The organism is bacterium (assembly GCA_024224155.1).
Classification (GTDB): Bacteria; Acidobacteriota; Thermoanaerobaculia; order Multivoradales; family JAHEKO01; genus CALZIK01.
The window spans coordinates 1-26,101 of record JAAENP010000032.1; the positions used below are offsets into that span (position 1 = coordinate 1).

Annotated in this window: 24 protein-coding genes; 14 read left to right on the forward strand and 10 right to left on the reverse strand. The window is 64.6% G+C overall.

Translation table 11 applies throughout. From position 1 onward, the window contains the following. Positions 1-116 precede the first annotated feature (116 nt). The 3 genes from GY769_02330 (at position 117) to GY769_02340 (ending at position 3,445) form a co-directional block, all read left to right on the forward strand. Positions 117-254, forward strand: coding sequence for a hypothetical protein (locus GY769_02330; protein MCP4200757.1), 138 nt, complete (start codon positions 117-119; stop codon positions 252-254). A 134-nt stretch (positions 255-388) separates the two neighbouring features. Continuing rightward, the gene (locus GY769_02335) at positions 389-1,402 is read left to right on the forward strand and encodes an IS110 family transposase (protein MCP4200758.1); all 1,014 of its coding nucleotides are present in this window, start codon (positions 389-391) and stop codon (positions 1,400-1,402) included. Positions 1,403-1,867: 465 nt separating this feature from the next. After that, entirely contained in the window at positions 1,868-3,445 is a 1,578-nt protein-coding gene (locus GY769_02340; GenBank protein ID MCP4200759.1) for a TIGR02266 family protein, read from the forward strand. Positions 3,446-3,604: 159 nt separating this feature from the next. Here GY769_02340 and GY769_02345 read toward each other — a convergent pair whose 3' ends face one another. Next, on the reverse strand, positions 3,605-3,742 hold the full coding sequence (locus tag GY769_02345) for a hypothetical protein (GenBank protein MCP4200760.1): 138 nt from the start codon (positions 3,740-3,742) through the stop codon (positions 3,605-3,607). Positions 3,743-3,835: 93 nt separating this feature from the next. Beyond that, positions 3,836-3,985, reverse strand: a complete 150-nt coding sequence (locus GY769_02350) for a hypothetical protein (GenBank protein MCP4200761.1) — start codon at positions 3,983-3,985, stop codon at positions 3,836-3,838. A 223-nt stretch (positions 3,986-4,208) separates the two neighbouring features. Between GY769_02350 and GY769_02355 the strand changes: the two genes are divergently transcribed. Then, complete coding sequence (locus GY769_02355) at positions 4,209-5,537, forward strand: hypothetical protein (GenBank protein ID MCP4200762.1); 1,329 nt, start codon at positions 4,209-4,211, stop codon at positions 5,535-5,537. A 234-nt stretch (positions 5,538-5,771) separates the two neighbouring features. Here the strand turns inward: GY769_02355 and GY769_02360 are convergent, their stop codons facing one another. Together GY769_02360 and GY769_02365 are read right to left on the reverse strand one after the other, a co-directional pair. Beyond that, positions 5,772-6,023 carry a hypothetical protein gene (locus GY769_02360; protein ID MCP4200763.1) on the reverse strand — a complete coding sequence of 84 codons (252 nt, stop codon included), beginning with the start codon at positions 6,021-6,023 and terminating at the stop codon, positions 5,772-5,774. Then, positions 6,020-6,478 carry a MarR family transcriptional regulator gene (locus tag GY769_02365; GenBank protein MCP4200764.1) on the reverse strand — a complete coding sequence of 153 codons (459 nt, stop codon included), beginning with the start codon at positions 6,476-6,478 and terminating at the stop codon, positions 6,020-6,022. The genes GY769_02360 and GY769_02365 overlap by 4 nt, the downstream gene beginning before the upstream one ends. 341 nt (positions 6,479-6,819) lie before the next feature. Here GY769_02365 and GY769_02370 point away from each other — a divergent pair, with 341 nt between their 5' ends. Beyond that, positions 6,820-7,230, forward strand: coding sequence for a hypothetical protein (locus GY769_02370; GenBank protein MCP4200765.1), 411 nt, complete (start codon positions 6,820-6,822; stop codon positions 7,228-7,230). Positions 7,231-7,237: 7 nt separating this feature from the next. On the opposite strand, the gene GY769_02375 is transcribed toward GY769_02370, so the two are convergent. Continuing rightward, on the reverse strand, positions 7,238-8,158 hold the full coding sequence (locus GY769_02375) for a PLP-dependent cysteine synthase family protein (GenBank protein ID MCP4200766.1): 921 nt from the start codon (positions 8,156-8,158) through the stop codon (positions 7,238-7,240). A 260-nt stretch (positions 8,159-8,418) separates the two neighbouring features. Between GY769_02375 and GY769_02380 the strand changes: the two genes are divergently transcribed. From GY769_02380 to GY769_02395, 4 genes are read left to right on the forward strand one after another with little or no spacing between them, the layout of a single operon-like run. Further along, on the forward strand, positions 8,419-9,897 hold the full coding sequence (locus GY769_02380) for a hypothetical protein (protein ID MCP4200767.1): 1,479 nt from the start codon (positions 8,419-8,421) through the stop codon (positions 9,895-9,897). Next, positions 9,894-10,604, forward strand: a complete 711-nt coding sequence (locus GY769_02385) for a 3-oxoacid CoA-transferase subunit A (GenBank protein ID MCP4200768.1) — start codon at positions 9,894-9,896, stop codon at positions 10,602-10,604. The genes GY769_02380 and GY769_02385 overlap by 4 nt, the downstream gene beginning before the upstream one ends. Continuing rightward, on the forward strand, positions 10,601-11,275 hold the full coding sequence (locus GY769_02390; protein MCP4200769.1) for a CoA transferase subunit B: 675 nt from the start codon (positions 10,601-10,603) through the stop codon (positions 11,273-11,275). The genes GY769_02385 and GY769_02390 overlap by 4 nt, the downstream gene beginning before the upstream one ends. Next, positions 11,272-12,588 carry an aspartate aminotransferase family protein gene (locus tag GY769_02395; protein MCP4200770.1) on the forward strand — a complete coding sequence of 439 codons (1,317 nt, stop codon included), beginning with the start codon at positions 11,272-11,274 and terminating at the stop codon, positions 12,586-12,588. The genes GY769_02390 and GY769_02395 overlap by 4 nt, the downstream gene beginning before the upstream one ends. A gap of 113 nt (positions 12,589-12,701) precedes the next feature. Here the strand turns inward: GY769_02395 and GY769_02400 are convergent, their stop codons facing one another. From GY769_02400 to GY769_02410, 3 genes are all read right to left on the reverse strand, one after another. Continuing rightward, the gene (locus GY769_02400; protein MCP4200771.1) at positions 12,702-14,084 is read right to left on the reverse strand and encodes an EAL domain-containing protein; all 1,383 of its coding nucleotides are present in this window, start codon (positions 14,082-14,084) and stop codon (positions 12,702-12,704) included. A 210-nt stretch (positions 14,085-14,294) separates the two neighbouring features. Beyond that, on the reverse strand, positions 14,295-17,450 hold the full coding sequence (locus tag GY769_02405; GenBank protein ID MCP4200772.1) for an isoleucine--tRNA ligase: 3,156 nt from the start codon (positions 17,448-17,450) through the stop codon (positions 14,295-14,297). A 240-nt stretch (positions 17,451-17,690) separates the two neighbouring features. After that, the gene (locus tag GY769_02410; GenBank protein ID MCP4200773.1) at positions 17,691-18,092 is read right to left on the reverse strand and encodes a DoxX family protein; all 402 of its coding nucleotides are present in this window, start codon (positions 18,090-18,092) and stop codon (positions 17,691-17,693) included. 134 nt (positions 18,093-18,226) lie between these two features. Between GY769_02410 and GY769_02415 the strand changes: the two genes are divergently transcribed. The 3 genes from GY769_02415 (at position 18,227) to GY769_02425 (ending at position 20,911) form a co-directional block, all read left to right on the forward strand. Then, positions 18,227-19,048, forward strand: coding sequence for a ZIP family metal transporter (locus GY769_02415; GenBank protein MCP4200774.1), 822 nt, complete (start codon positions 18,227-18,229; stop codon positions 19,046-19,048). 94 nt (positions 19,049-19,142) lie between these two features. Continuing rightward, positions 19,143-20,354: a glycosyltransferase family 2 protein gene (locus GY769_02420; protein ID MCP4200775.1), complete on the forward strand. Its 1,212-nt coding sequence runs from the start codon at positions 19,143-19,145 to the stop codon at positions 20,352-20,354. Further along, the gene (locus GY769_02425) at positions 20,351-20,911 is read left to right on the forward strand and encodes a class I SAM-dependent methyltransferase (protein MCP4200776.1); all 561 of its coding nucleotides are present in this window, start codon (positions 20,351-20,353) and stop codon (positions 20,909-20,911) included. The genes GY769_02420 and GY769_02425 overlap by 4 nt, the downstream gene beginning before the upstream one ends. Here the strand turns inward: GY769_02425 and GY769_02430 are convergent. Continuing rightward, positions 20,908-21,738: a class I SAM-dependent methyltransferase gene (locus GY769_02430; GenBank protein ID MCP4200777.1), complete on the reverse strand. Its 831-nt coding sequence runs from the start codon at positions 21,736-21,738 to the stop codon at positions 20,908-20,910. The genes GY769_02425 and GY769_02430 overlap by 4 nt on opposite strands. Positions 21,739-21,814: 76 nt before the next feature. Here GY769_02430 and GY769_02435 point away from each other — a divergent pair, with 76 nt between their 5' ends. After that, positions 21,815-23,221 carry a hypothetical protein gene (locus GY769_02435; protein MCP4200778.1) on the forward strand — a complete coding sequence of 469 codons (1,407 nt, stop codon included), beginning with the start codon at positions 21,815-21,817 and terminating at the stop codon, positions 23,219-23,221. A 20-nt stretch (positions 23,222-23,241) separates the two neighbouring features. Then, positions 23,242-25,035: a glycosyltransferase family 39 protein gene (locus GY769_02440; protein ID MCP4200779.1), complete on the forward strand. Its 1,794-nt coding sequence runs from the start codon at positions 23,242-23,244 to the stop codon at positions 25,033-25,035. 24 nt (positions 25,036-25,059) lie between these two features. On the opposite strand, the gene GY769_02445 is transcribed toward GY769_02440, so the two are convergent. Continuing rightward, the coding region (locus tag GY769_02445; protein ID MCP4200780.1) for an SGNH/GDSL hydrolase family protein at positions 25,060-26,101 on the reverse strand (1,042 nt) is incomplete at its 5' end.

A 26,101-nucleotide genomic window follows, 5' to 3' on the forward strand; every position in this document is an offset into this window, starting at 1 on the left:
CCGATTCCCGACTCTCCCCGGTCCGTTAGACGAGACTTGGCGATCCTCCGTGCGGAGGCGTAGCTTGGGTTACGCGAAACAACCCGGGCAGCAAGCCCCCACACAGGAGGACCGCGATGCAACGCTATCTCGGAATCGACGGCGGCTTTCACAGCGTCGGTCTCGGTATGACTCCAGACATCTTCGCCGAGCCCGAGAGCTTGAGGGCTCGCCAGTCACAGCCGGTCAGCTCACTGAGGTGCCTCCGGTCGTAGCGGAAGAAGATCCCCCAGAAAAGGTGCCAGAAAAGGTGCCAGATGAGATGAGTCGGTCGGTCTCCAACTGGGACAAAGTGCCAGTTGGCAGATAACCAAGTAATCGGCATCAGAGCCGAGAAAGGAGACCGACCGTGGAGTATCTTGGCATCGAGGTTCACTCAAAGTACAGCGAGGTGTGTGGTGTATCAGAGGAAGGAGAGGTGACCGTACGCCGGCGAGTACCGACGACGGAGACGGCTCTTCGCCGGTTCTTCGGTCCTCGAGAGCGTTCGAAGGTGACGCTTGAGAGCGGGCCGGTGACGCCCTGGGTGTATCGGTTGCTTTGTGAGCTGGGACACGATGTGACGGTGGTCAATCCGCGTCGCGTGCGGCTGATCGCGGAGTCGACCTTGAAGACGGACGGGATCGATGCGGAGGTATTGGCTCGGTTGAGCCGATTGGATCTGGGTCTGCTGCGCCCGGTGTATCAGCGCACCCGCGAAGCGCAGGAGCTGCGCACTCGGCTTCGGGTGCGCACGAGCCTGGTGAAAGCCAGGACGTCGTTGATCAATGCGGTGCGCGGGACGCTGCGGGCTCAGGGCTACCGAGTTCCGTCGTGCCCGGCCAAGAGCTTCGTCGTGCGCTACGCGTCAATGGGGCTCGACAGTGGGCTCTCGGAAGCGATCGATCCTCTGGTGACGACGATCGGCGAGCTGACGGATCGGATCAACGGCCTCGAGAAGCAGCTGGTGGCCGAGTCGAGCTCGAACGAGCTGTTGGTACGGCTTCAGACGGTCCCGGGAGTGGGTCCGTTGGTGAGCTTGGCCTTTCTGGGTTGGATGGATCGTCCGGATCGGTTCCAAAAGAGTCGAGATGTGGGACCTTGTCTTGGGCTACGGCCTTCGCTTCGAAGCTCGGGAGGGCACGAGATCCGAGGCCGGATCACTCGTGAAGGAGATACGGAGATGCGAAGGCTGCTGGTCCAGGCGGCACACGCCGCGTTGAGCTGCCGCAAGGACTCGTCGCTCAAACTGTGGGGTGAGAGCCTGGTCGAGCGTCTGGGCAAGAGCAAAGCGGTCGTGGCTTTGGCGAGGAAGATCGGCGTGTTGCTGCATCGGTTATGGGTGACGGGCGAGAGCTTCCGGGCGTTCCCGCAAGCGGTGTAGAGCGCACAGATAGGCGAGGGGTAACAGGAGAAGAGGAAGGACGGATTGAGAGTTTCGATGACTCCGATAAGTGGGTTGGAGGCCAGGACTCCGCGTGCCAGATGGGAGCATCGAATCCTTAACGGACGGAAAACTCACCGTGCACCGGTCCAACGAAGGACCCGAGAGAGTGCGAATAGAAGCTCGTCCCAAGGCTCGGTCCGAACTCGAGAACCATGATCACAAGACAAGAGGACCCTTGACTGGACCGAACCGACTCATAGAACCCACTTGTGCCAAATTGTTCTTCTGAAAGGCGTCTCTATAGGTATGGCAAGGTGACTTCGCTTCATTCCCAACGGCGGTGCCCTGGTGGAAGTGACCTGCCGGACTGCGGAATTCGTCATATTGAGATCGATCGATGAGCCATAGCGTGTGGCTGATATGAAGGGTGAAATCGTTGGAACGCAGGCTGCGGATCCCGACTTGCCAGACGCCGCCGAGCACGCCATCAACATCGGGTTCGATGATTTTCGGACCTTTTTGAAGGACTTCTCGGCGAACCTCGCGCTCAAGGGGATGTTCGTCGAGACTGCCGAGCCCCAGCCACCGGGTGCCGAGGTCGCGTTCAAGCTCAGCCTGAGGGACGGTCATCCCCTGGTAGAGGGACGTGGCGTCGTTGCTTGGTCTCGCGCCGCCAGCGGGAAGGCGGAGACCGCTGCCATGGGGATCCGCTTTCTCGATCTCGATCCCAGGAGCGAGCGCCTCGTGCGTCGAATCGTCGAAGAGCGCACCAAGGCCGGTCTGGGGCTTTTCGACCTCGACCAGGAGCCCTCGGCGGGCGGGGATCGGGTCTGCGAGGGGGATGCCGCCGGACCGGGGACGCAGGCGGCCGCCGGCGGCGAAAGCGACGCGGGTGAGATCGAGATCCTGCGCGCCGAGATCGAGAAACTGAAGCGTGAGCAAGCCGAGGAGCGGAGGCGTTGGCAGGCGGAACTCGAGGCGGCTCGGGAAGCAGAGGCCGATCTCAACTCCCGGCTCAGCGACAGCCTTTCCCGCGTGGTGACGATCAGCGAGTCTCGCGACGCGTTGGTGGACCAGCTTCGCTTCACAGAAGAGTCTCACCGGCGGGATCGGCATCGGCTGGAAGAGCTCGAGGAGGAGCGGGCGAAGCTAGAGCAGGCGGTCGAAGAACAGAAGTCTGAGGTCGCCCGCTGGACCGAGGAAGCCGTGGCGGCGAACACCGGACGCGAGGCCCTGGAGTCCCAGAAGAGGTCCCTTGAGGAGGAGATCGAGACCGAGCGCGGAAAGGCCGAGAAGTCTGCCTCGGAAGCCGAAGACGCCCAGGCTACCCTGTCTGTGGAAAAGACCGCCAGAGAGTCGCTGGAGAAGGAGCTGCTCGAGGTCAGAGCGGCGCTCGAGAAGCTCGAGGCGGAGGCGCACGCAACCGAGACCGCGCTGCGAGAGAGTCTCGAGCAGGCCCGCGCGGACCTCGAAGAATCTTCCGCCAAGGCTGGCGAGCTCGAGAGGAAGGTCGAAGACCTGCGCTCGGAGCTCGGCGAGATCCAAGGGCAATCCGAGGCTTTCCAGGCCGAGACGGCGTCGATCCGCTCGGAGCTGGAGCGGCTGAAGAGTCGTCACGACGAGACGAAGGTGCAAGCCGCCGCGAGGCGGAAGGCGGCCGCCCGCGCCGAGAAGCTCGTCGAGCGCGTGCGCGAGGAGCACGCTTCCCTGCAGAACGATCTGGTCGAAGCGCAGACCGCTCTCGGCGAGGTGGCTGATCTTGAGCGGCGCCTCGCAGACGAGCTCGAAGAGGTGCGGCCCGAGATCTTCACTCCCCCGCCTCCAGCGGCGGACTCGGACGAGTTTCCGGAGGCGGAGGACACGCCGGTCCCACCGGGACTCAAGGTGCGCCTAGCCGGTCTGGCGCTAAGGCTGCGCGGAGGTCGGGGGGCCGGAGGGGCCGCGGACCAACACCTCCAGGAGCCGGCCTTTGAGGACACGGTCCCCGGATCCGAGGCCGACGACGTCGAGCCCGCCGCCAGCGAAGGCGACGCACGCTAACCCGCGGCTACCGGAGCAGGCGTGACGTCGCCCGGGGGGCGACGAACATCTTCGAGTTGCTCGGTGCCAGCGATCTTCAGACTCAGAGCGCCAACGCCCACAGCGGCATGTGGGCAGCGCGTTCTACAACCCCGAACGGGCGGAGTGACAAGAGCGAGCTCAGGCGAATTCGGCGACGAGCTCGAGTGTCTCGGGAGGCGCGTGGGCGAGGGGCTCGGGCTGCTGGGTGGGGAGGTCGAGGCTGCGGCGAACGGCTCGGGCTGCGCCGGCGTCGACGATGAAGGCGAGGATCTTCATCTCGGCGCGACAAAAAGGGCAGAGCAGCGGGTCGATCTCATAGACGCGGCGGATCTGGGGTCTGGAGAAACGTCTACTGGGGTCTAGAGAAAGTCACTCGGTGGAGGTCTGTTTGCTGCGCATGCTCTCCTCAACGGCCGTCCACCATCGCTCGAGCACGTTCGCCCAGTCCGCCCACAGAAGCTCGCGCTTCTGATGGCAGCTCGGACACAAGCCCCGCAGCTTGCAGGAGAAGGGCAGCATGTGGGTGACCAACCGTCCCGGAAATTATGCGCGAAGGTGGCAAGCCCCCACCCCTTTGGGTAGGGTGGGTGGGCTGAATCGACAATGAACGAGCACAACTTCGAGACCGAGCGTCTCGACGCCCATCTGCTAGCCGGCGTGAATCGCTCCGTCCCACCTATTTGGGTGTTGTAGGACGGGCAGAGACCGGGCCAGCCTGAGACAACCACCCTGGAGGGGCTATATGGCTGAGCAACGTTGGCGTTTCTCTGCGTTCGCCGTGGCTGCGCTGGCCAGCGTCGCAGCCTCGGGTGTCGCCTTGGCCCAGGGGACAACGAGGCTCGAGCACAGCTTTTCCAGCCCGGGGGCGCGCTCGATGGGCTTCGGAGGAGCGTTCATCGGGCTGGCCGACGACGCCACGGCGGCCTACGCCAATCCGGCGGGGCTCGTTCAGCTGGCCACTCCGGAGGTTTCGGTCGAAGGGAGGACCTGGAGCTACGACACGCCGTTCGCCTTGGGCGGCAGAGCGTCCGGTCCAGCCACCGGCTTGGGAATCGACACCACGTCGGGCCTGCGCAGCGCCGTGTCTTCGGAACACGCAAGCGACCTCTCGTTCCTGTCGCTGGTCTATCCCACGAAGCGGTGGTCGTTGGCCATCTACCGCCATCAACTGGCGAGCTTCGAGTCGAGCGCCGTGACCGATGGTCTTTTCGCCGGGCCGTCCGCCGGGTCGACCGTCAGGCTCGATGACGTCAGGAACTCTTCCAGTCTCGATCTCACGAGCTACGGTTTCGCCGCCGCCTACCGGGTTTCGGAGAACGTGGGCGTCGGCCTGGGACTCTCCCGCGTCGAGGCGAATGTCAGGATCCACGAAGAGACCTTTCTGCCCGACAACGACACTCCAGAAGCCTTCTTCGGTACGAGCTCGTATCTGTCGGCACGCTCGATCGGCACCACCGAGCTGGTCACCGGCGATGCGGACTGGACGGTGCTTGCGGGATTCCTGTGGCGAGTGTCCCAGACCCTCAGGCTGGGCGGGGTCTACCGCCAGGGTCCCCGGTTCGCGACCGACGCGATCGCCCGCGCCGGACCGGCGTTTGATCCCAACGTCCCGCCCGGCTCGGAGATCCGGTTGAAGACGCACGTGCAGACTCCCGACGTCTTCGGGCTCGGACTCGCGGCTCGACTTCGAGGCGACACGCTGACCTTCAGCTTCGACTGGGTTCGGGTCGAATACTCCGATCTGCTGGAGGGATTTGACCGGCAAGTCTTCGACGACCTGCCGCTGGTCGACGACGGCGACGAGTTGCACGTCGGCGCCGAGTACGTCTTCGTGCGCTCGACGCCGCTGGTCGCTCTCAGGGTCGGTGCCTGGCTCGATCCCGACCATCGGTTCCGTGCCGATCCGGCCAGAAACGACCCCTTCGAGCGAGCTCTGTTTCGCGGTGGCGACGACGAAGTGCACCTCGCCGCGGGCCTGGGCCTTGCCTTCTGGGACTTCCAGCTCGATGTCGCGGTCGACTTTTCGGAGCTGGTGGACACTGGTTCGGTGAGTGCCATCTGGCAGTTTTGAGGCCTCGGTCGACACTGCTCCGGAAGACGGTCGACACGCTCCCGCTGCACTGTACGCGAGGCTGAAGGAGCCGGCTGAGAGGCGGTAGGAAAGTTCCGATCTCATCCGCAAATCGCGTCATCGCCACTCCGTCTTCTCTAAGGGCTTGACGACTCTGTAAGCGAACGCCGGCTCGCCCTCCGCTGCGCTCGGCTCTCGTCGCTGACACCTAGCGCAGAGCACTACTCGAGCCTGCTAGCCGTCTCGCCCGGCAATCCGAGGGTGATCGCGCCAGGCGGGCATGGTGGACATGTACTCGAGCGTCATCTTCCCCGCTTCCTCCCGGCTCAGATCCGGGTTCCGTCGCTCCATGAACTGGACCATGCGCTCAAAGCGTTCCTCGAACTCCTGCAGGTTGCCTTCGGCATCCACGCAGTAGTGGCAGTAGGGGCCGCTCTCGATCGTCATGCCGCAGCTCTGGCAGTTCGTTCCGGTCGTCTCCATCATTCGCTCCTTGTGTCAGTGTCTCGTGCTTCTCGTCCGATGGCGCACACCAGCCCCTCGAGGCTGCGTATGAGTCCTTCGCGGTCTCCGTCGCTCATCGCCTCCATGGCTCGCTCGACCCGTTCACGGCTGAGCACCTCGAGCTCGACTGTGAGCAGCTCCTCCGCCCGCTCGGTGAGCCAGACGAGGTGGCGTCGGCGATCCCGTTGATCGGCATGGCTCTCGAGTAGGCCTCGACCGATCAGCCGTTGCACGCGCTCCGAGATTGCGGCCTGTGATCGATCGAAATGTCGGGCGGCCTCGGTCACCGTCAGCGGTCCGCTGTCCCGGAGGTGCTGCAACAGAGCCAGCGCCTCTCCGCTCGGTCGGGGGGACCTGGGATTACGACGACGGTAGCTCAAGCGGTAGATCGACGCGTAGAGATCCAGGAAGAGTGTGGTGGCCTCCTCGGAATGCATGAGGATCAATGCTGGAACGAGAGGAATGCATCGTCAACCCCGATGCATCGGACGTTGCATCGCATTGAGTCGTGCGCTCCGGATGGCGCTGCCGATAGACGCGGGCGCTCGCTGCGGCAGCAACCGTCTCCACCAACCGCGATTCTGGTCTCGCACGGTCGTCATTGAGTCTCGTATCGTTCCACCAGTCGGTGAAGCTGGTGCCGGAACATCCTTGTGAGCAACTTGGAGCCAGAACGAGAACTCCGTGGAGGAGCGACCGCGGCGGGCGCCGGCGCTCGAGTGGCAGCTTCGCGTGGTTGGTTCTGGTGCTCGCATGCCAGGCTTCGGAACCACAGGCGATGGATCGGGCGTCGGCCGAGTCGGCCGAGTCGACTGCCGACGTGGTGTCGGTGAGTGTTGAGGGCCAGCCGGGCGCCTATCGATTCGAAGTCGGAATCCGCAGCCCCGATGCCGGTTGTGAAAGATATGCCGACTGGTGGGAGGTCGTGAGCGAGGACGGCGGGCTCGTCTACCGGCGCGTGCTCTCGCACAGCCACGTCGAAGAGCAACCGTTCACTCGCGGCGCAGGCCCGGTGGCGGTCGACCCCGGTGCGGTGGTTTGGGTCCGGGCGCACATGCATCCGGGGGGCTATGGCGGCCAGGCTTTCAAGGGCTCGGCGAATGAAGGCTTCGAGCCTGCCAGTCCTCCCGCATCGTTTGCCGACCACCTGGCCGGCGAGCCGCCCGCTCCTCCCGAGTGCAGGTGGTGAGCGCGCGTCAGTCGAATAAGCGCGTCGAGAAGTAGCGCTCGCCGCGGTCGCCGAAGACGACGACGATGTTGCCGTTGTTCATCTCCCGGGCGAGCTGCTGGGCCGCCCAGAGCGCCGCGCCGGACGACAGGCCGGCGATGATGCCCTCCCGGGTGGCGATGTCGCGAGTGGTCCGGTAGGCCTCGTCTTCGGGAGCCTCGAGGGTCGCGTCGATGAGCGTGCGGTCGTAGATCGGCGGCTGGTAATCCTCGGAGCTGTGCTTCAGGCCGTCGATCTTGGCGCGGGGCTCACCGCCCGGCTCGACCGCGACGATCCTGGCGCCGACGCCCTGGTCGCGGCAGCACCGCGCCACACCCATCAGCATGCCGCCGGTACCGTAACCGGCGACGAAGGCGTCGAGCTTGCCGTCCAGGGCCGAGACGATCTCCGGGCCGGTGGTCGCGAGGTGGGCGCCGACGTTGTCCTCGTTCTCGTTCTGGTTGATGTAGAAGTACTCCCCCGGCTGATCGGCGACCAGCTCCTGGGCGCCGTAGATGTGGCTGTCTGGGTCGTTCTGGGTCGTTAGCACGAGGTCGGCGCCCCAGAACCGCAGCATCTTGCGACGCTCGATAGTTTTGTTCTCGAGCATGAAGAGCTTGAGCTTGTAGCCCTTGACCGCCGCCACCATGCCGAGGGCGATGCCGGTGTTGCCGCTGGTGGCCTCGACGATGGTCATGCCGGGCCTGAGGTCGCCGCGCTCTTCGGCGCGCTCGATCATGTGGAGCGCGATGCGGTCCTTGAGCGAGCCGCTCGGATTGGCGAGCTCGAGCTTGGCCCAGATCGCGACCTCCGGGTTGGGGCTCGAGCGCTCGAGACGGATGAGAGGCGTATCGCCGATCTGGCCGAGAAGTGAGGAAGTTGCTGCGCGGGCAGCGGTCTTGGTGGGCATAGGAAGATCTCCAGGGGGTATTGTGACCCGAGTTCGCGCGCCGGCGCCAGGCGGTGGGCATAGACTGCGCAGAGTCGCCAGTGAGAGCTCGTTACCGGGACCGAAGAAGCGGGCTACCCGTTCGGGTATTGCGCGCCGGCCGGAGCATTCGGTCCACTGGTGGAGAAGGCGAGGCCAATATGCAGCAACCCCTCTCGAAGTCCCTGAGCGAAGACCATTCCCCTCTCGAAGCGGTGGGCAGCCGTCCGGAGAGCGTCAAGATGATCCTCGACGAGCGGCTCTTACCCGAGGGGCTGGTGAACCGCCTTCATGCCCTGTATCCGCAGTATTCGGGCCTGCGGCCGACGACGGCGCCGCTCTTCACCGGCAAGGAGAACTTCGCCGGGCTCAGCGGGTTTCGCGAGGTGTGCGGGATCCTGCGAGACCATGGCGTCGAGATCGGCTTTCAGGAGGAGCGCGAGCTCTTCATCGACGTCTATCGGTTTCTGGCCACCCGGCACACCCTCAACAGCATCGACTGGGGCAACTTCGCGACCGACTCGATGTTCCAGCTGGTCTTTCCCCAGCCCAACATGATCCGAAAGGAGGTCGTCGAAGCCTATTCGAAGGCTACGACTCGGGTGGAGAGACAACGCATCGCCACAGAGTACATGCGCGAGACCAATCCGCACGACGGACATCAACAGCTCAACAAGCCCTGGTTCACCACCGAAGCGGGCGATGTCGAGGTGCTGCACGGCAGCCAGCACAAGTACCCGCAGTGCCAGCTCATCTTCGACAAGCAGACCCAGCACTGCTTCTCTTTCTGCACCTACTGTTTTCGCCACGCCCAGGTCCGGCGTGACGAGGACATGTTCGTGCAGGAAGACGTCGAGACGGTGCACGACTACCTGCGCTCGCACGAGGAGGTCAACGATCTGCTGATCACCGGCGGCGACGCAGGCTTCCTGACCGCCGAGCGTTTCGAGCGCTACATCACGCCGCTGATCGAGGACCCGACGTTGATCCACGTCAAGACGGTCCGGCTGGGCAGCCGGGCACTCACCTATCAGCCCGAGCTCGTATTGAGTCCCGACTACGACCCCATGCTCGAGCTGTTCGATCGGCTCTACTCGCATGGCATCCAGGTGGCCTGGATGTCCCACTTCTCGACGCCTCGAGAGGTCCTCAATCCGCTGACGATAGCGGCCATCCGGAGACTCCAGGCCCACCACGTCGTCCTGCGCAGCCAAAGCCCGATCATGAAGCACATCAGCCTGTTTCCGGACGGCGACGGCGGCATCGACATCGACCGATCGGCGCAGAACTGGATCGATCTCGCCAATATCCTGGGCATGCTGTCGATCGGTTTTCACTCCATGTACTGCGCCCGCCCGACCGGCGAGCACCATTACTTCAGCGCGCCGCTTGCCGACGTCCACAAAGTGTTCGACAAGATCTACCGTTCGCTGCCGTCGATCAACCGCCCGTCGCGGCATATCTCGATGAGCACCTCGGCGGGCAAGATCTCGATCCTGGGAGTGGCCGAGGTGCAAGGCGAGCCCGTGTTCGCGCTCAAGTTCTCCGAGGGGCGCAACATGGCGTGGCTGGACAAGGTCTTTCTGGCCAAGTACGACGAGCACACCAACAACGTGGCGCTGCTCGAGCCCTACGACACCAACGAGTTCTTTTTCGAAGCCGAACTGAGGGACATCGAACAGGAACTGGCCACGACCCTGGCCGATCTGGCGAGCGAATGATCGACAAGACCGTCGGCTCACCGGCCGAGGCCGTGTCTTTGATCGACGACGGCGCCGTGGTGATGATCGGTGGCTTCGGCGAGGCCGGCAGCCCGATCGAGCTGATCCACGCTTTGATCGATCAGGGCACCGGCAACCTGACGGCCGTCAACAACAACACCGGCAACGGCGAGGTCGGCCTGGCGGCGCTGATCGGCAACGGCCAGGTTCGAAAGATGATCTGCTCGTATCCGCGCTCGAGCCATTCGAAGCTCTTTCCCGAGCTCTACCGGGCGGGCAAGATCGAGCTCGAGCTGGTGCCGCAGGGAACCCTCGCCGAGCGCGTTCGCGCCGGCGGCGCCGGAATCCCCGCCTTCTACACTCCGGCCGCGGTGGGCACGCCGCTCGCCAAGGGCAAGGACGCGCGCGAGTTCGACGGCCGGCCGTACATCCTCGAGCGCTGGTTGAAGGCGGATTTCGCGCTCATCAAATGCGAGACCGCAGATCGCATGGGCAATCTCACTTTCAACAAGACGGCGAGGAACTTCAGTCCGCTGATGGCGATGGCGGCGAAGACGACGATCGTTCAGGCCCGGCGCGTCGTCGAGCCCGGCGAGATCGATCCCGAGCACGTCGTCACCCCGGGCATCTTCGTCGACCGGATCGTCGAGGTCGCCGAGCCGCTTCACGAGTCGCGGCTGATTGCCGAAGGAAGACGCTACCCATGACCAGCGGCGAAGGCAACGCACGAGGCTGGAGCCGCGAGCAGATGGCGGCCCGGGCGGCGCAGGACATCCCCGACGGCTCCTACGTCAATCTGGGGATCGGCATTCCGGAGATGGTGGCGCGGTTCGTTCCCGAGGGACGGGTATTCATCTACCACACCGAGAACGGCCTACTGGGCATGGGGCCGCCGCCGGCGCCGGGCGCGGAAGACCCGGAGTTGATCAACGCGGGCAAGAAGCCGGTCACGACCGTGCCCGGAGCCTCGTTCTTCCATCACGCGGACAGCTTCGCCATGATCCGCGGGGGGCACATCGACGTCTGCGTGCTGGGAGCGATGCAGGTTTCCGAGAGCGGCGATCTGGCGAACTGGTCGACCGGTGCTCCCGATGCCATCCCGGCGGTCGGCGGTGCCATGGACCTGGTCGCGGGCGTCGAGTCCATCTTCGTCATCACCCAGCACGTCACCAAGACGGGCGAGCCGAAGATTGTCGAGAAGTGCACTTATCCGCTGACCGGGCGCGGCGTGGTGTCGCGCGTCTTCACCGATCTTGCGGTCATCGACGTGACGCCCCGGGGGCTCGAGCTCCTCGAGCTCGCTCCGGACGTGAGCCTGGAGGAAGTGCGCGCGAAGACCGGCGCGTCACTTCACGCTTCCACCGGGAGATCCCAATGAGCGAGCGCAGTGCCGAGCTCTATCGTCAGGCGCAGGAGTTCCTGGCCGGCGGCGTCAGCCGCAACACGTTGCTGCGGGATCCGCACCCGTTCTACGCGGAGCGGGGCAAGGGTTGCCGGATCGTCGATGTCGACGGAGTCGAGCGCATCGATTTCGCCAACAATATGGCTGCCCTGATCCACGGACATGCCCATCCGGCGATTGTCGAGGCGGTGACCGAGCAGGTGCAGCGCGGCACGGCGTTCACCATGGCGACGGAAGTCGAGGTCGAGTATGCACGCCATCTCTGCGGCCGCTCGGGCGGCTTCGACAAGATCCGTTTCGTCAACTCCGGTACCGAGGCGGTGATGGCGGCGCTCAAGGCGTCACGCGCCCTCACCGGCCGAGCTCGACTCGCCAAGGCCGAGGGCACCTATCACGGCGCCTACGACTATGCCGAAGTAAGCCAGGCGCCGGTGCCGCAGAGCTGGGGGCTTCCCAGACGCCCGGCCTCGGTGCCCCTGGCCGCGGGCACGCCCGAGGGGGTCTTGCGGGACGTGGTGGTCCTGCCCTTCAACGATGCCGAGGCGGCGATCGAAGCGCTGGACGAGCACCGCAAAGAAATCGCCTGCGTGCTGCTGGACCCGATGCCGCACCGGCTCGGGCTGGTGCCGGCCGACGAGACCTTCGTTCAGGCGTTGCGCTCTTGGACTCGCGAACACGGCGCGCTTTTGGTCTTCGACGAGGTCATCACCTTCCGCACCGAAGTCGGCGGGATGCAGACGCGCTACAAGGCGAGACCCGATCTGACCGCCATGGGCAAGATCATCGGCGGTGGCCTGCCGGTGGGGGCGTTGGCCGGGCGCGATGAGGTGATGGCCGTGTTCTCGTCCCAGGGCGACGCGCCGCCGCGGCTGCCTCACTCCGGGACGTTCTCCGCGAACCCGCTGACCATGGCCGCGGGCTTCGCGGCTATGCGGCTCTTCGATGGGGAGGCGGTGGCCCGGCTCAATCGGTTGGGGCGATTGGCTCGCAGCCGGCTCGAGCAGGCGATCGCGGCGTCGGGAGCGCCGGCCAGCGTTACCGGCACCGGCTCCATGTTCCGGGTGCACCTGCGCTCGAAGCCACCGCGCGACTATCGCTCGTCGTTTCTCTCGCCGGGAGAAGCCGAGGCCCTCAAGCTGCTCGTCGATGGTCTCTACGACCGGGGCATCGTGATGATCCATACCGGCGCGGGAACCCTGTCGACACCGATGGGGGAGGCCGAGATCGACGTCTTGGTGGAGGCCGTTCTCACGACGCTGAAGAAGGTCAAGGCGCGCCTGCTGGGATAGTCGCGGGCGATCCGCTCGGGGAAGGAGCTCGTCGTTTCGGCCCTTCTGTTCTGCCTTGCTCAGATCATCTACCGGCGGAAGTTAGGCAAGTACTTCGCGGCTTCGGATCTTGTTTAGAGCGTTCCTTCCGACTCCGGGTGGGCCCGGATGCGGTCGGAACCGATCGTGAGCAGCTCCGCGAGGCTTTCGGCGGAGACCGGACGGCTGAAATAGAAGCCCTGGACCTCTTCGCAGCCCTCATCGATCAGGCGCTGCAGCAGATCGGCGGGCTCGACGCCCTCGGCAATGACCTGCAGATCGAGCTTTGTCGCCAGGTCGATGACCGCACTGACAATCGTAGCGTTCTTGAAGTTGGTCTCCATGTCATGGACGAAAGACTGGTCGATCTTCACCTTGCTCAGCGGATAGCGCCGGAGATAGTCGAGCGAGGCGTAGCCCTTGCCGAAGTCGTCCAGAGAAATGCGGATGCCGAGGTCGTCCAAGGTCTCGAGGGCCCGTTCCACAGACGCTTTGCCCTCCATCAGCACGCGCTCGGTGAGTTCGAGCTCGAGATAGCGCGCCTCGAGACCGGTGTCGTCGAGGATCTGCGATACCTTGCGAACGAAGCGCGGGTCACGGAGCTGAATCGCGGAGATATTGACCGCTACCGGCAGCGGCGGCAGGCCGCGCTCCTGCCAGCGTTTTGCCTGCCGGCAGGCCGCTCGCAGAACCCAATCTCCCACCTCTTCGATCAAGCCGGCGCTCTCTGCGATGGGCACGAACTCGGTCGGCGTGATGACGCCGAGCTTCGAGTGCTGCCAGCGAACCAGCGCTTCGACACCGACGATGCGGCGGTCGTCGAGTCCGATCTGGGGCTGGTACTCGAGAAAGAGCTCATCGCGCTCGACCGCTCTGTGGAGATCTTGGGCCAGACCCATCCGGCGCTTGATCTCGGTGTCCATCTCACCCTCGAAGAACCGGTAGGTGTTGCGGCCCTCGCTCTTGGCCCGATAGAGAGCCAGATCCGCCTGTTTCATGAACTCGGACTTGGGGGTGGTTTCTCCGTCGCTGACCGAGATGCCGATGCTCGCGCTGGCGAAGATCTCTTGCGGTCCGACTCTGAAACTCTCCGAGAAGGCTCGCAGCAACCTCTCGGCGAGGTGCTCGGCGCTCTTTCTGCTGGTGATGTCCGGTTGCACCGCCGCGAACTCGTCGCCCCCGAGGCGGCAGATCGAGTCGACGCCCCGGAGCGTTTCGGTGAGCCGCCGGCCGACCGCCACCAGGAGCTCGTCGCCGGCGGTGTGGCCGAACGTGTCGTTGACGTCCTTGAAGTTGTCGAGGTCCACCCAATGCACGGCGACTTTCGAGCCCAGACGGCGAGCCCGGGTGAGCTCGATCTCGAGCCGGCTGTCGAAAGCGTATCGATTGGGCAGGTCGGTCAGGAAGTCGTGCGTCGCCATATGAGCGATGCGCGCGTCCGACTCGAGTTGGGCGGTGATGTCCTCGTGAATCGCCACGAAGTGGGTAACGGCACCGTCGCCGTTGCGGATCGGCGTGATCGTCTGCTCGGCCGTATAGAGCTTGCCCGACTTGTGCCGGTTGTGATCCTGCCGTGCCAGGTCTCACCCTTCGAGATCGTTCGCCACAGGTCGCGATAGAGCTCCTCGTTCTGTCGACTGTAAGAGAGGCTGCCGGCTAAGTCTGTGTGGTTTGTTACAAAGGCGAGACTAAGTTTCGGCCTTCTCGATCCTGACCTCGAGCGTCTCCTCGCCGAGCTTGACGGTATGGGCGGAGTCCGCGAGGGTCTCAGCGCGCTCGAGCTCGAGGGCGAGGATCTCGGTGCTGACGTAGCCGGCGAAGGACTCGATGTCGGCGGCGAGCGCGTCCGAGGCCTGGTAGCGGAGATGGATGCGGTCGGCGACGTCGAGGCCGACCTCCTTGCGCAGGTTCTGAATCTTGCGCACCAGGTCGCGCACGCGTCCCTCCCTCCGGAGCTCCTCGGTGATGTCGGTGGCGAGGGCGACGAGCATGCCGCGGTCCTCGGCTATGGCCCAGCCGTTGGCCGCGACCTTCTCGACCGTTACTTCCTCGGCGTCGACCTCGATCGTCTGCCCTTCGACCTCGAGCGGGATCGGCTCGCCGGCGCGCTGCAGCCTTTCGACCTCGGCGCCATCGGAGACAGCGGCGGCGGCCAGGGCGGCCCTGACCGGTTGGACGAGCCGCTTGTACTTCGGCCCGGCGACCTTGCCGTCGAGATGGGCGGTGCGGGTGAAGAGCCCGTCTCCGATAGTCGCGGAGTCGGTGAACTCGATTCGCTTGAGGTTGAGCTCGTCGAGAATCAGGGCGGTGAACGGCTCGAGCTTGGCGGCGAGCTTCCGGCTGGGCGAGACGACGCGTAGCTCGGCCAGGGGTTGGCGCACCTTCACCCCGGCGTTGTTGCGCGCCGCGTGCCCCAGCTCGACCGTTGCCCGGGCGAGATCCATCCCCGCCACCAGATCCTCGTCGGCCGCGAACTCCTCGCGACGCGGGAAATCGTTGAGGTGGACGCTCACCGGCGCGTCGGCGTCCTGGGCGCGCACCAGCTCTTGATACATCTCTTCACTGATGAACGGCACCACCGGCGCCAGGAGGCGGGTTGCGGTCGTCAGGCATTCCCAGAGCGTGCGATAGGCGGCGGCCTTGTCGGCATCGTCCTCGCTCTTCCAGATGCGGCGGCGACTGCGGCGCAGGTACCAGCGCGACAGAGAGCCGATGAAGGCCACGATCTCTCGCATGAACAGGTGAACGCTCGAGCTCGAGTAGCTGTCACGGGCGGTGCCGACCAGCTTCGAGAGCAGCGAGAGGATCCAACGATCCAGCTCCGAGCGCTCGGCGACGGGAACCTCGTTGTCGGCCGGATCGAAGCCGTCGATTCGCGAATAGGTCAGATAGAACTGGTAGACGTTCCACAGCACCAGGAACTCCCGCCAGCTGTCGCGCACCTTGTGGTAGCCGAAGCGCAGGTCGTACTCGGGATTGTGCGAGCAGAAGAGCCAGCGCATGGCGTCGGCGCCGACGTTTTCGGCCGCCTCGTTGAACTCGATGGAGTTGCCCTTCGACTTGTGCATCTCCTCGCCGTCTTCGTCCTTCATCAGCCGATAGCCGAACATCAGCTTGAAGGGCGGCCGGTTCTCCATGACCGTGCTCATGGCGAGAATGGCGTAGAACCAGTTTCTGAACTGCCCAGGGAAGCTCTCCGAGATCCAGTCGGCCGGGAACCAGTCCTTCCAGTACTCGCGGTCGGTGTTGTAGTGCATGGTGGAGTAGGGGACGATGCCGGCGTCGAGCCAAGGGTTGCCGACGTCGGGGATTCTGGGCGTCGGCTTGCCGCAGGACGGACAGGCGATCTTGACCTCGTCCACCCAGGGGCGATGGGGGCTGTGGCCGTCGAACCTGTCCCAACCCTCGACCGCGCGCTCGCGGAGCTCTTCCTTGCTGCCGATGACCTCGAAGACGTCGCAGTCCTCGCACTTGTAGATCGGCAGCGCTAATCCCCAGTAGCGCTTCTTCGAGATCATCCAGTCGTGCATGTTGTCCAGCCACTCGATCTCGAGTTGCCTGCCGACCGTCGGGATCCAGTCGGTCTGCCGGGTGACTTCCTTGATCTCTTCCCGCAAGCGGTCCATCGAGACGTACCACTCGTCCACCAGCCGGAACAGGAGCTGGGTCTTGCAGCGCCAGCAGATCGGATAGGCATGCTCGTAGGTCTCGACCCGGTAGAGGATCCCTTTGGCCCGCAGGTCCTCGAAGACCGCCTCGGCGAGCTCGGCGGCATTCTGGCCGGTGAAGCGCCCGAAGCCCTCGAGGATGATCCCGGCTTCGTCGATCGGCCCGATCGCCGGCAGGTCGTGCTCGCGTCCCAGCTCGTAGTCTTCCTTGCCGCAGCCGGGTGCGATGTGGACGATGCCGGTGCCCTCCTCGGCGCTGACCTCCTTCCAGGGAATCACCCGGTGGCCGACGCCGGCCTGAGCCGGGAGATCGTCGAACGGTCCGTCATACTCGAAGTCGAGAAGCCGTTCACCGGTGAATCGCTCGAGGATCTCGAAGGAGCCGTTGGGCGCCATCACCGGCTCGACCCGCTCTTCGATCAGGTAGTAGATGTCGCCGTTCTGGCTCACCTTGGCGTAGGTGAGATCCGGGTGAACGGCGCAGGCCACGTTCGAGGTCAGGGTCCACGGGGTCGTCGTCCAGATCAGCAGGTACTCGCCTTCGCGACCGATGATCGGCAGCCGCACGGTGGGCGAGTCATGGACCGCCAGCGGACGGTCCTCGCCGTGGATCTCGTGCTGCGACAGACCGGTACCGCAGCGCGGGCACCAGGGCATCGAGTCGAGGCCGTGGTAGACGAAGCCGCGCTCGTGGCACTTCTTGAGAAACTCCCAGATGGTGTAGTTGTTCTCGTCCGACATCGTGTAGTACGAGTTGTCCCAGTCCATCCAGTAACCCAGACGGATGGATTGCTCGGTTTGGATGCCGGCGTACTTCTGCACTCGCTCTTTGCATTTGTCGACGAATTTGCCGACACCGTAGGACTCGATCTCCCGTTTGGACTCGAAGCCGAGCTCCTTTTCGACCTCCACCTCCACCCACAGGCCCTGGCAGTCGAAGCCGTTCTGGTAGCGCAGCTCGCGATTGTTCATCGCCTGGTAGCGTTGAAAGACGTCCTTGTAGGTACGGCCCCAGGCGTGGTGCACTCCCATCGGGTTGTTGGCCGTAATCGGCCCGTCGAGGAACGACCAGCGCGGCTTGCCCCGGTTCTTTTCGACCAGCTTCTCGAAGCATCGCTCCCGCTTCCAGAACGCGAGGATCTTCCGCTCTACTGAGGGTAGGTCCAGTTGTGCCATAGCCCGTTATCCTAGCCGCGATTCGGGGAAAAACCGCCGAGCTTTTGGGGATCGGGGTCTGAAACCTCGGTGGCTTGCCGCCGGTGGGTTCTGTACGCCGGTCGGCGGGATCAGCCGGAGGCCTCGACCAGGGCGATGGCCAGGGTGATATCCACCTTCTCGCCGACCAGCGCTTTGCCGGCCCAGGTGTCGTTCCAGCTCAGCCCGTAGTCGGACCGGTTGACCGTGGTTCCGTTTCCTCTAGGGTTTGCTGAGCTTGCCGCCGACGCTCCAGATGCCGGAGCCGCGGGCCACGATGAAAAGAAAAAGAAACGCGTAGACCGCCGCGAGCTCGCCGCGGCTCTGAATCGGCAAGGCGCCTTGCGGCTGGTGAGCCATGAAATAGCCGACGGCCACGAGGCCGCTGGAGAGAAACGCGGCCCAGCCGGTGAAGATGCCGAGCGCGATCGCGAGCCCACCGACCAGCTCGATGATGCCGGCAAGTCCGTATTGGAAGAAAAGCGGCGCGGTCGCGCCCTCGCCGTCGACGCCGCCGAGGAGGCCGAGGATCTTCTGGGCACCGTGGCACAGAAAGAGAAAACCCACCACGATTCTCATCAAGGCGTAGGTCTGTTCTCGATACTTGCCGAGGATCTTTTCCATGGTTCTCTCCTGGTCGAGGCTCTCGCCCCGGTTCGACAAACGCCGCCATCTGAATGGGCGCTCAGCGGATGATATACGGACTATGCGGCCGCCGGCGCGTTGACCGTCCAGGACGCCCCTGCTAGCTTGCCCGCATGGATCTCGTGGCGACCAAGCTGGTTCTGGCAGCCGCCGTGCTCCTCGTCGGCTGGCTCGGCGGAGCGGTGGTTCTCGGACGAACGTCGGAGAGTCGAGACAGCCGCGTTCTCTCCTGGGGTAATGCCTTCGCCGCCGGCGTGTTTCTCGGGACCGGCCTCATTCACACGCTGGGCGAAGCCTCGGGGCTGTGGCGCGACCTGGGATGGGACTACCCGGTGGCGTTCGTTCTGGCAGCCGCGGCGTTCTGCCTGATCTTGCTGTTCGAGCACGTGCTTTTGCCCGACGAAGCCCACGCCATGATCCATGCTCACACCGGCGACCCACTCGAACATGACGGTCATCACCATCACGAGCCCGGGCAGGCGGCTCGCGACACGTCTCCGATCGCTCTGGTGGTGGCCCTGTCGGCCCATTCGGTGGTCGCGGGGCTCGCGCTCGGCGCCCAACGGCTGATGGCGTCCACTCTGATGATCGCTCTGGCGATCCTGGCCCACAAGGCGACCGCGGGCCTGGCGCTCGGCATCACCCTGGCGCGACGCGGTACCGAGAAGAAGCGGTCCCGGCGCTATCTGATGCTCTTCGCCCTGATGACTCCGCTCGGGATCCTGGTGGGGCTGGTCGGCAGCGGCCTGCTGCGGCAGGGCGCCGATCTCTACTTCGACGCCACGGTTTCGGCTTTGGCGGCGGGCACGTTTCTCTACATCGCGTCGATCGACATGCTCCAGGACGAGTTCCTTCAGCCGGGCAGCCGTTGGGCGAAATGGGTCTCCGCGGTCAGCGGTCTGGCGATCACCGCCGTCCTGGCGCTTTGGGTGTAAGAGGGCGGTCCATTCGGTGCCGTAGCGCTGCGCCGAAGGCAGGGCGGAACCCGAGAGACAGCCGTTATACTCGCCATTCCGTCGGACCGGTCCTATGAACCAAGACGCCAACGCGGTTGCCGGCTCGAGCGCTCCGGACACCGATGCCTGCGAGCTTTCGGTGGTCATGCCATGCCTCAACGAGGCCGAGACGCTCGAGACCTGTATTCGGAAGGCGCTGTCCTTCTTTTCCGAGCACGACGTCCGGGGCGAGGTCGTCATTGCCGACAACGGCAGCGACGATGGATCTCAGGAGATCGCCAGGAGCGCGGGAGCGCGGGTGGTCTCGATCGAGCAGCGCGGCTACGGCAGCGCGCTGCTCGGCGGCATAGCGGCGGCTCGCGGCCGCTACGTGATCATGGGCGACGCCGATGACAGCTACGACTTCCTGAGCCTGGCGCCCTATCTGGACAAGCTGCGCGAGGGCTTCGACCTGGTCATGGGAAACCGCTTCAAAGGCGGGGTCGCGCCGGGAGCCATGCCTCCTCTGCATCGCTATCTGGGCAACCCGGTACTGTCGGGCATCGGACGCCTGTTCTTCTCCAGCCCGATCGGTGATTTTCACTGTGGCTTGAGGGGGTTCAACAAGCAGGCGATCGAAGGGCTCGACCTGCGCACGACCGGCATGGAGTTCGCTTCGGAGATGGTGGTCAAGGCGACCCTGCTTGGCCTGCGCATCGCCGAGGTTCCGACGACCCTCTCTCCGGACGGCCGGACCAGAGCGCCGCACCTGAGGAGTTGGCGGGACGGCTGGCGCCATCTCCGGTTTCTGTTGCTCTACAGTCCGCGCTGGCTCTTTCTGTACCCGGGGCTGGCTCTGATACTTGTCGGCCTGGGTCTGGGAGCCCTGATTCTGCCGGGACCGCGGGTGATCGGCGGCATCACACTGGATGTCAACACGCTGCTCTACGCCGGAGCCGCGATCCTGGTCGGCTACCAGTCGGTCATCTTCGCGGTCTTCACCAAGACCTACGCGATTGGTGTCGGTCTGCTTCCGGATGACCCGCGCCTGACCCGACTGTTTCGTCACGTGAGCCTGGAGGTCGGCGTCGGTATTGGAATCGTGCTCACGATTCTGGGTCTGGTCGGTTCGATCCTCGCGGTCGGGGACTGGAGAGCTCAGTCGTTTGGCGTGCTCGATGCGAGCCGGGTGCAGCGGTTGATCATTCCGTCGGTCGTGGCCCTCGCTCTCGGCCTGCAGACCGTTCTGGCGAGCTTCTTCATGAGTGTTCTCGGGCTGAAGCGTCGCGGCGGCGGCTTCGGATGACCCGAGTCGATCGTTGGCTGCAGCAATGGCGCATCTCGAAAGTGCGCCGGTTCATACCGCAAGACGCGCGCGTCTTGGACATCGGCTGTCACGAGGGGGAGCTCTTCCGCCAACTGTCCGATCGCGTGGGTCTGGGCGTGGGAGTCGATCCCCTGCTCGAGGAGCCGGTCGACGCAGCGAACTACCGACTCTTACCCGGCAACTTCCCGGATGCTTTGGCGGCGGACGCCGGGTCGTTCGACGTGATTACGATGCTGGCGGTTTTGGAGCACGTCCCGACCGATCAGCAGAAGGCACTGGTCGACGCGCTCCATCAACGACTCGAGCCCGGTGGAGTGGTCGTCATCACGGTGCCCGCTCCGTTCGTCGACCGGATTCTGGCCGTGCTCCGAGGCCTGCGGCTGATCCACGGGATGTCGCTCGAGGAGCACTACGGGTTCGAGCCGGCCCAGGTACCCGGGCTCTTCGCGGATCGCGGCTTCGTGCTCGAGACCTCTCGAACCTTTCAGCTCGGCCTCAACCATCTGTTCGTGTTTCGCCGGCCGGCCGCGAGCTAGCCTGACGAGGGCTTCTCGGCCAGCAACGTCCAGCTATAGCCGTGGCGGTGATGGACTCGGACGTTGGCGAAGCCGCCGCGCCGGGCGAGGTCCTTGACCTCGGCCTCGGTGTACCACTTGACGTACGAGGGATTGAGCTGGTCGTAGATCACCAGCTTGCGTTTGTCCCGAGAGAAGTTGGTGGCGACCTCGAGCACGTAGGAGCGCATGGGTAGCGGTAGCACTCGGCAGAGCCGGATGTAGAGGTCAAGGCCGAGATTCAGAAGGCTGCACAAGCCCGCCAGGGCGAAGTGCGGCAGACGCTTGGTGATCGCTCGCAGCAAGCTGGCAAAGAAGATGTAGGTCTCGTTGCCTTCCCGACTGTAGACCCAGATCAGCAGTTTGCCGCCGGGCTTGAGCGCCTCGAGGCATGCCTTCAGAACCGCGTCCGGTTCCTCGATGAACTGGATGACACCGATCGAGATCACCAGATCGAGATCGGTGCCTGCGGGCAGCTCGTCGCCACGCGCGTGGAGGATCTCGACCCGATCCGAGCGCTCGGCTAGATTCTTCCGCAGCGCCTCGACCCCGACCGAAGGCTCCACGGCCAGGACGTGGGCGGCACCCGCGTTGAGCAGCATGAGGGTGTTGCGCCCGGTTCCGGCGCCGATGTCTGCCGTTCGCGCTCCCGCCACCTCCTCGATGGGCAGCAAGGGGCCGAAGAGATCCTGGAGCAGCTCGACCGAGGCGTAGTAGCCGTCGTTGTCCGAGTAGCGGCTCCATTGGTCTCCGAAATCGCGAATCGTGCGATCCGCGGCCACGGGGACTTCTGTCGGCGTGGGTGACATCCAGGGCGCTCGTCTCTCGACTCGAAGTCTAGCAACCCGCTATGATCCACGCGCCTTTTCTTTAGGCGAATCCCCAGTGCGAAATGCAATTCTGAGCCCGCTGAGGCATCCCCTCCTCTGGCTCGTTCTGCTGTTCTGGACGGTCTGGCGCAACCTGATCAAGACCGGGTTTCTGGTCGCGGTTCCCTCTCCCGACACGCTCTCCTACGATCTCCTTTCGAGGTCGGACTCACTGTCCGAGCTGCTGTCCTCGGTTCGGACGATCGGCTATCCCCTCTTCCTGAAGCTCTTGCGCTCGGTCTCTCCGGACTACCAGGCCGCGCCGACCGTCCATCTGGCGATCTACCTCGCCGTGGTGGTGCTGTTCTGGTGGTCGGTGCGCGGGTACACCGGTTCGCCATGGCGGGCCTTCGCGTGGTCGCTGCCTCTGGCGTATCCGTGCAACCTGGCGTTCATCAAGTTCATTCAGCCGGATTTCCTGGGACCGGCCGTTGCCATCGCCGTCACGGCGCTCCTGATCATGCTCGCCAGGCGGCCGACCAGCCCCATCCTCTGGATACTCCTCACGGTGGTGACGTTTTGCTCGTATCAAGTGCGCCCCGACAATCTCTTCCTGGTGGTGCTGGTGCCGCTCGGAGGAGTCGTTCTGCTCCTGTGTCGCCGCACGTTCGACACGAAGCGGTTGCTGCGGGTGGGCGCCGGCCTGATCGCCGTCACCGTCGTGCCGCTGCTCCTCTTCATGACCCTGAGGTGGGGCCTGGTGGGGCAATTCGGCGTGGTTCCTTTCGGCGGCTATAACCTCGTCGGGGTCGCGGCGTCGTTCCTCGACGACGAGCTGGTTCGAGATCTGCCCCCAGAGCAGCAAGAGCTTGCGGCGGCGATCCTGAGAGGCCGCAGAGCGTTGAAGTATCAGCGCTACAAAGCCGCGGCCTGGACGAGGAACTGGCACCCGCAGTACAGCCCGAACGTCTGGCGCGTGGCCGAGCCGATCGCGCGTGAGCTCTTGACGGACGCGGAGACGACTCGATTCAAGGGCGTCGATGTACCCCCGGTGAGCGGTGACGCCGTGTTCACCATCAATCGGGCGTTCAAGGAGCTCTCCCGCGCGATTATCCTTCGACGACCCATCCTCTACTGCAAGTGGGTCTACGACGGCCTGTGGACCGGGCTCGCCATGCTCCCCCAGTGCATGTCGTTCGTGCAGTTGATGACGCTGCTCGTACTGTCGGTTCCGGCGCTGCTGATCAGAGCCCGCCGAGTCGGCGGCAATGACTCGGCTTCCACCATCGATCGTGTTCTGCGGTTGCACGGCATCTCGATCGTGGTCGTGGCCTATTTCCTCGGCAAACTGCTGCTGACCGTGCTGGTCAGCGTCCCCTACGACCGGTACGTGTTTCCGAGCATGGCGTTTCTGCCGTGCGTGCTGGCGGCCGCTCTGTTCGAGGCCTGGCACTGGGTTCTGTCGGCGCAAGAGAACAACTAGCGCGGTGCTATATTCTGGCGATGCTCCCGAGTGAGTCGGTCGTTGAGGGCGCCGAGCCACTGAAGGGAGGCGCCGACCCGAATCGAGACCGGGAGGGTGAACAGTCCGGTGGCCGCACCTGGCGGGTCCTGGCCCTGGCTTCGGTTCTTCTGCTCGCCTTCCTGCTGCGCGCGCCCTTTGCCGGCGCTGGTCTCCCCTATCTCCATCATTGGAACGAGCCCGAGTCCGCCAGCACAGCTCTCAGGATGATGACGAGCGGGGACCTCAACCCGCATTTCTTCAACTACGGGACGCTGCCGATCTACCTCAACCTGGGCGTCGACGTGCTCAACTACTTCCGCTTGATGGGCAAGCCGGCCGATGCCGAGTCCCACCTGTCGAGCCTGAACGAGATCGAGTTCTCTTTGGACGGCAAGAAGCGATGGATGGTTTCCCATCCGAGCTTCTATCACTGGAATCGACTCGTTTCCGTTCTCTTCGGGGTGGCCACGGTGCTCTCCGTCTACTTCCTGGGCAGCGCCCTGGCGGGTCCGGTGCAGGGCCACCTCGCCGCGCTGTGGCTCGCCGTGGTGCCGTTTCACATCATGCACTCGGCCCGTATCACGCCGGATGACGCGGTGACGTTCCTGACCTTGAACGTCGTGCTGTGCTCGGTGCTGTTCGTCAAGCGCGAGCGGTTGTCCGACCTGGCGATGGCGTTCGTGTTCGCGGGTCTGGCCTGTGCGACCAAGTACAACGTGGCGACGATGATGGTCTTGCCGCTGGCGCTACTGGCGTGGTCGGCGTTCGGGAAGCGTCCCCGCACGAGCCCGTGGCAGAGCGCCCTGCTCCTGCTCCTGCCGGGCGTCGTGTTCCTGTTGGCGATGCCGTATGCGCTGCTGGACCTGCCGGCCTTCCTCAGTGGGGCGGGCGCCGAGGTGCGGCACTATCGGGTCGACGGCCACGGACCGCTGACCATCGAGCCGGGCTGGCAGCAGATCCGGTTCCAGGCCGCCGAGCTCTGGCGCAAGGCGGGTCCGGGGTGCCTTCTGGCGCTCGCGGGCCTGGCGCCGATCTGGAAGCGGAAGGCGGTCCTCTGGGCGCTCGTCGCGCCGGCGGCCTACTTTCTGTTCATGATTCAGATGCGGGTCGACTCGCACCGGAACTTCCTGGTGCTCTATCCCTACTTTGCGATCCTGCTCGGCTTCGGCATCGTGTTTCTTCATCGGCTTTGCCAGGATGGCGATGGTGGACGGTGGCGATCTCGTTGGCTCATGCGCTGGCCCATGCGCTGGTTGGCAGTCGCGCTCGCCGTCGTCGCGTTGGCTCTTCCCGCCTGGCAGTCGATTTCGGCAGCCGTTACACTGAGCCGGCAGATCGAGACCCGATCGGAAGCGGTGCTCAAAATCAATCGGGCCAAGGTCGACGGTTTCGAAAGGGCGGTGGTTGCCGTCGAGCTGGGGGTCCATCCATTGGATCTGAAGAAGCTCGAGCTGCCCTACGAGCTGGTTTCCACTACCAAGTTCCGCAGTCTCATGCCCAGGGCTCCGCGCACGCTCTTCGTCATGCCGGAAAGCGTCGATTTCGCGGAGAGTTACTCGACCAAAGGGCGAGTGCAGCTGGCCGCGGCGCTGGATCGCCTCAAACGCGAGCTGCCGGAAGAGCGAATCGTCGAGCGCATCGGCGGGGAAGCGGACCGCTCCGTCCACCGCACCGGGGAGCCGGTGTTTCAGTTATCCGGAGTGACCCGACTCGACTTCTATTCGGTGAACCCGGTCATCCTCCTGGTTTCGGGCGGTGGCGATCCGGCGCGGCCGGATGCACCGTCTTCTTGATCCACCGCGCCCACACCGGTGAGCTCAGAGGCTTCCATCGCCGGGGCTCAAGAGGCCGGCTTGCCGGATTTGCTCGCCGATCGCCCGAGCGGCGAGCGCGGCTCCGGCCACGTTCCAGTGGGGGTCGTCGTGGAAGCAGTGCGGGTGCACCTCGGTGGCTCGAAAAGCCTCGAGCAGCGACAGGACCGGGTACGGCAGCTCGTCGGCCGATTCCGAGAAGAGGCGAAACGGCTCCAGGACGTATGGACCGAGAGGCTCGTAGAGCTCCCTTTCCCAGCTATTGGGGCTTTCGACCTCGGAGTATTGATAGTTGCGCGGGAAGAGAACGAGCGCGAAGTCCGCGTCGAGCTCATCGACCGAGTAGTCGCGAATGCCCTCGAGTGCTTCCAGCGTGGTCTCGAGGTAAGGCCGGGACTCGGCCAGCGGTTGATTGGTCGGGAAGAAGCGCTCGGCCGGAACGCCGAACAGGGCCTTTCGGACCGGCGAGAGCACGCGGCTCTTCTCCAGGAAGAGATCGAGCGCGACCAGGCTGGCGGGGAAGAACTTCTTGAGCCTGAACATTTTCTTGCCGTTGAGGATGTTCGAATAGAGCAGGTCGTCGCGGAAATCGGTCATATCGAGGCCGAGCAGGACCAGATCGGGTTGGTACTTGTGGCCGACATCCTCGAGCAGGCGCCGGCTGAGCACCGGGGAGGAGGAGATCCAGCCGAAATTGAACACGCTGATTGCCGGTCCCGACTCGGCTCGCAAGAGCTCTTCCAGCTGATAGGGAACGGTCTTGTAGTAGTTGAGGCCCTTGCCGTAGACGAAGGAGTCGCCGAGGAAGACGATGTTGAAGTCGCTCCTCTTCACACCCGGTGCCTCCCGCAGCGAGCGGATGCCGTCCGAGTTGATGCCGGGGTTGAGACCGGGCGTGTTGCGGTGATCGACGTCGACCTTGACGATGTGGGTCAGGGCCCGGAAGTAGATCAGCGGTTGGATATCGCCGAGCCGGGTCTGTCCGAGGACCTCCAGGACGGCGACGCAAAGGGCCAGGGTGATCAGCAGGATCAGCCCGGCGGTCCGG

Excerpts from the sequence above, each read along its gene's own strand:
- GY769_02330 (MCP4200757.1), top strand. The coding sequence starts at position 117 with ATGCAACGCTATCTCGGAATCGACGGCGGCTTTCACAGCGTCGGTCTC.
- GY769_02345 (MCP4200760.1), bottom strand. The coding sequence starts at position 3,742 with ATGAAGATCCTCGCCTTCATCGTCGACGCCGGCGCAGCCCGAGCCGTT.
- GY769_02350 (MCP4200761.1), bottom strand. The coding sequence starts at position 3,985 with ATGCTGCCCTTCTCCTGCAAGCTGCGGGGCTTGTGTCCGAGCTGCCAT.
- GY769_02355 (MCP4200762.1), top strand. The coding sequence starts at position 4,209 with ATGGCTGAGCAACGTTGGCGTTTCTCTGCGTTCGCCGTGGCTGCGCTG.
- GY769_02360 (MCP4200763.1), bottom strand. The coding sequence starts at position 6,023 with ATGATGGAGACGACCGGAACGAACTGCCAGAGCTGCGGCATGACGATC.
- GY769_02365 (MCP4200764.1), bottom strand. The coding sequence starts at position 6,478 with ATGCATTCCGAGGAGGCCACCACACTCTTCCTGGATCTCTACGCGTCG.
- GY769_02370 (MCP4200765.1), top strand. The coding sequence starts at position 6,820 with ATGGATCGGGCGTCGGCCGAGTCGGCCGAGTCGACTGCCGACGTGGTG.
- GY769_02375 (MCP4200766.1), bottom strand. The coding sequence starts at position 8,158 with ATGCCCACCAAGACCGCTGCCCGCGCAGCAACTTCCTCACTTCTCGGC.
- GY769_02380 (MCP4200767.1), top strand. The coding sequence starts at position 8,419 with ATGATCCTCGACGAGCGGCTCTTACCCGAGGGGCTGGTGAACCGCCTT.
- GY769_02385 (MCP4200768.1), top strand. The coding sequence starts at position 9,894 with ATGATCGACAAGACCGTCGGCTCACCGGCCGAGGCCGTGTCTTTGATC.
- GY769_02390 (MCP4200769.1), top strand. The coding sequence starts at position 10,601 with ATGACCAGCGGCGAAGGCAACGCACGAGGCTGGAGCCGCGAGCAGATG.
- GY769_02395 (MCP4200770.1), top strand. The coding sequence starts at position 11,272 with ATGAGCGAGCGCAGTGCCGAGCTCTATCGTCAGGCGCAGGAGTTCCTG.
- GY769_02405 (MCP4200772.1), bottom strand. The coding sequence starts at position 17,450 with ATGGCACAACTGGACCTACCCTCAGTAGAGCGGAAGATCCTCGCGTTC.
- GY769_02410 (MCP4200773.1), bottom strand. The coding sequence starts at position 18,092 with ATGGAAAAGATCCTCGGCAAGTATCGAGAACAGACCTACGCCTTGATG.
- GY769_02415 (MCP4200774.1), top strand. The coding sequence starts at position 18,227 with ATGGATCTCGTGGCGACCAAGCTGGTTCTGGCAGCCGCCGTGCTCCTC.
- GY769_02420 (MCP4200775.1), top strand. The coding sequence starts at position 19,143 with ATGAACCAAGACGCCAACGCGGTTGCCGGCTCGAGCGCTCCGGACACC.
- GY769_02425 (MCP4200776.1), top strand. The coding sequence starts at position 20,351 with ATGACCCGAGTCGATCGTTGGCTGCAGCAATGGCGCATCTCGAAAGTG.
- GY769_02430 (MCP4200777.1), bottom strand. The coding sequence starts at position 21,738 with ATGTCACCCACGCCGACAGAAGTCCCCGTGGCCGCGGATCGCACGATT.
- GY769_02440 (MCP4200779.1), top strand. The coding sequence starts at position 23,242 with ATGCTCCCGAGTGAGTCGGTCGTTGAGGGCGCCGAGCCACTGAAGGGA.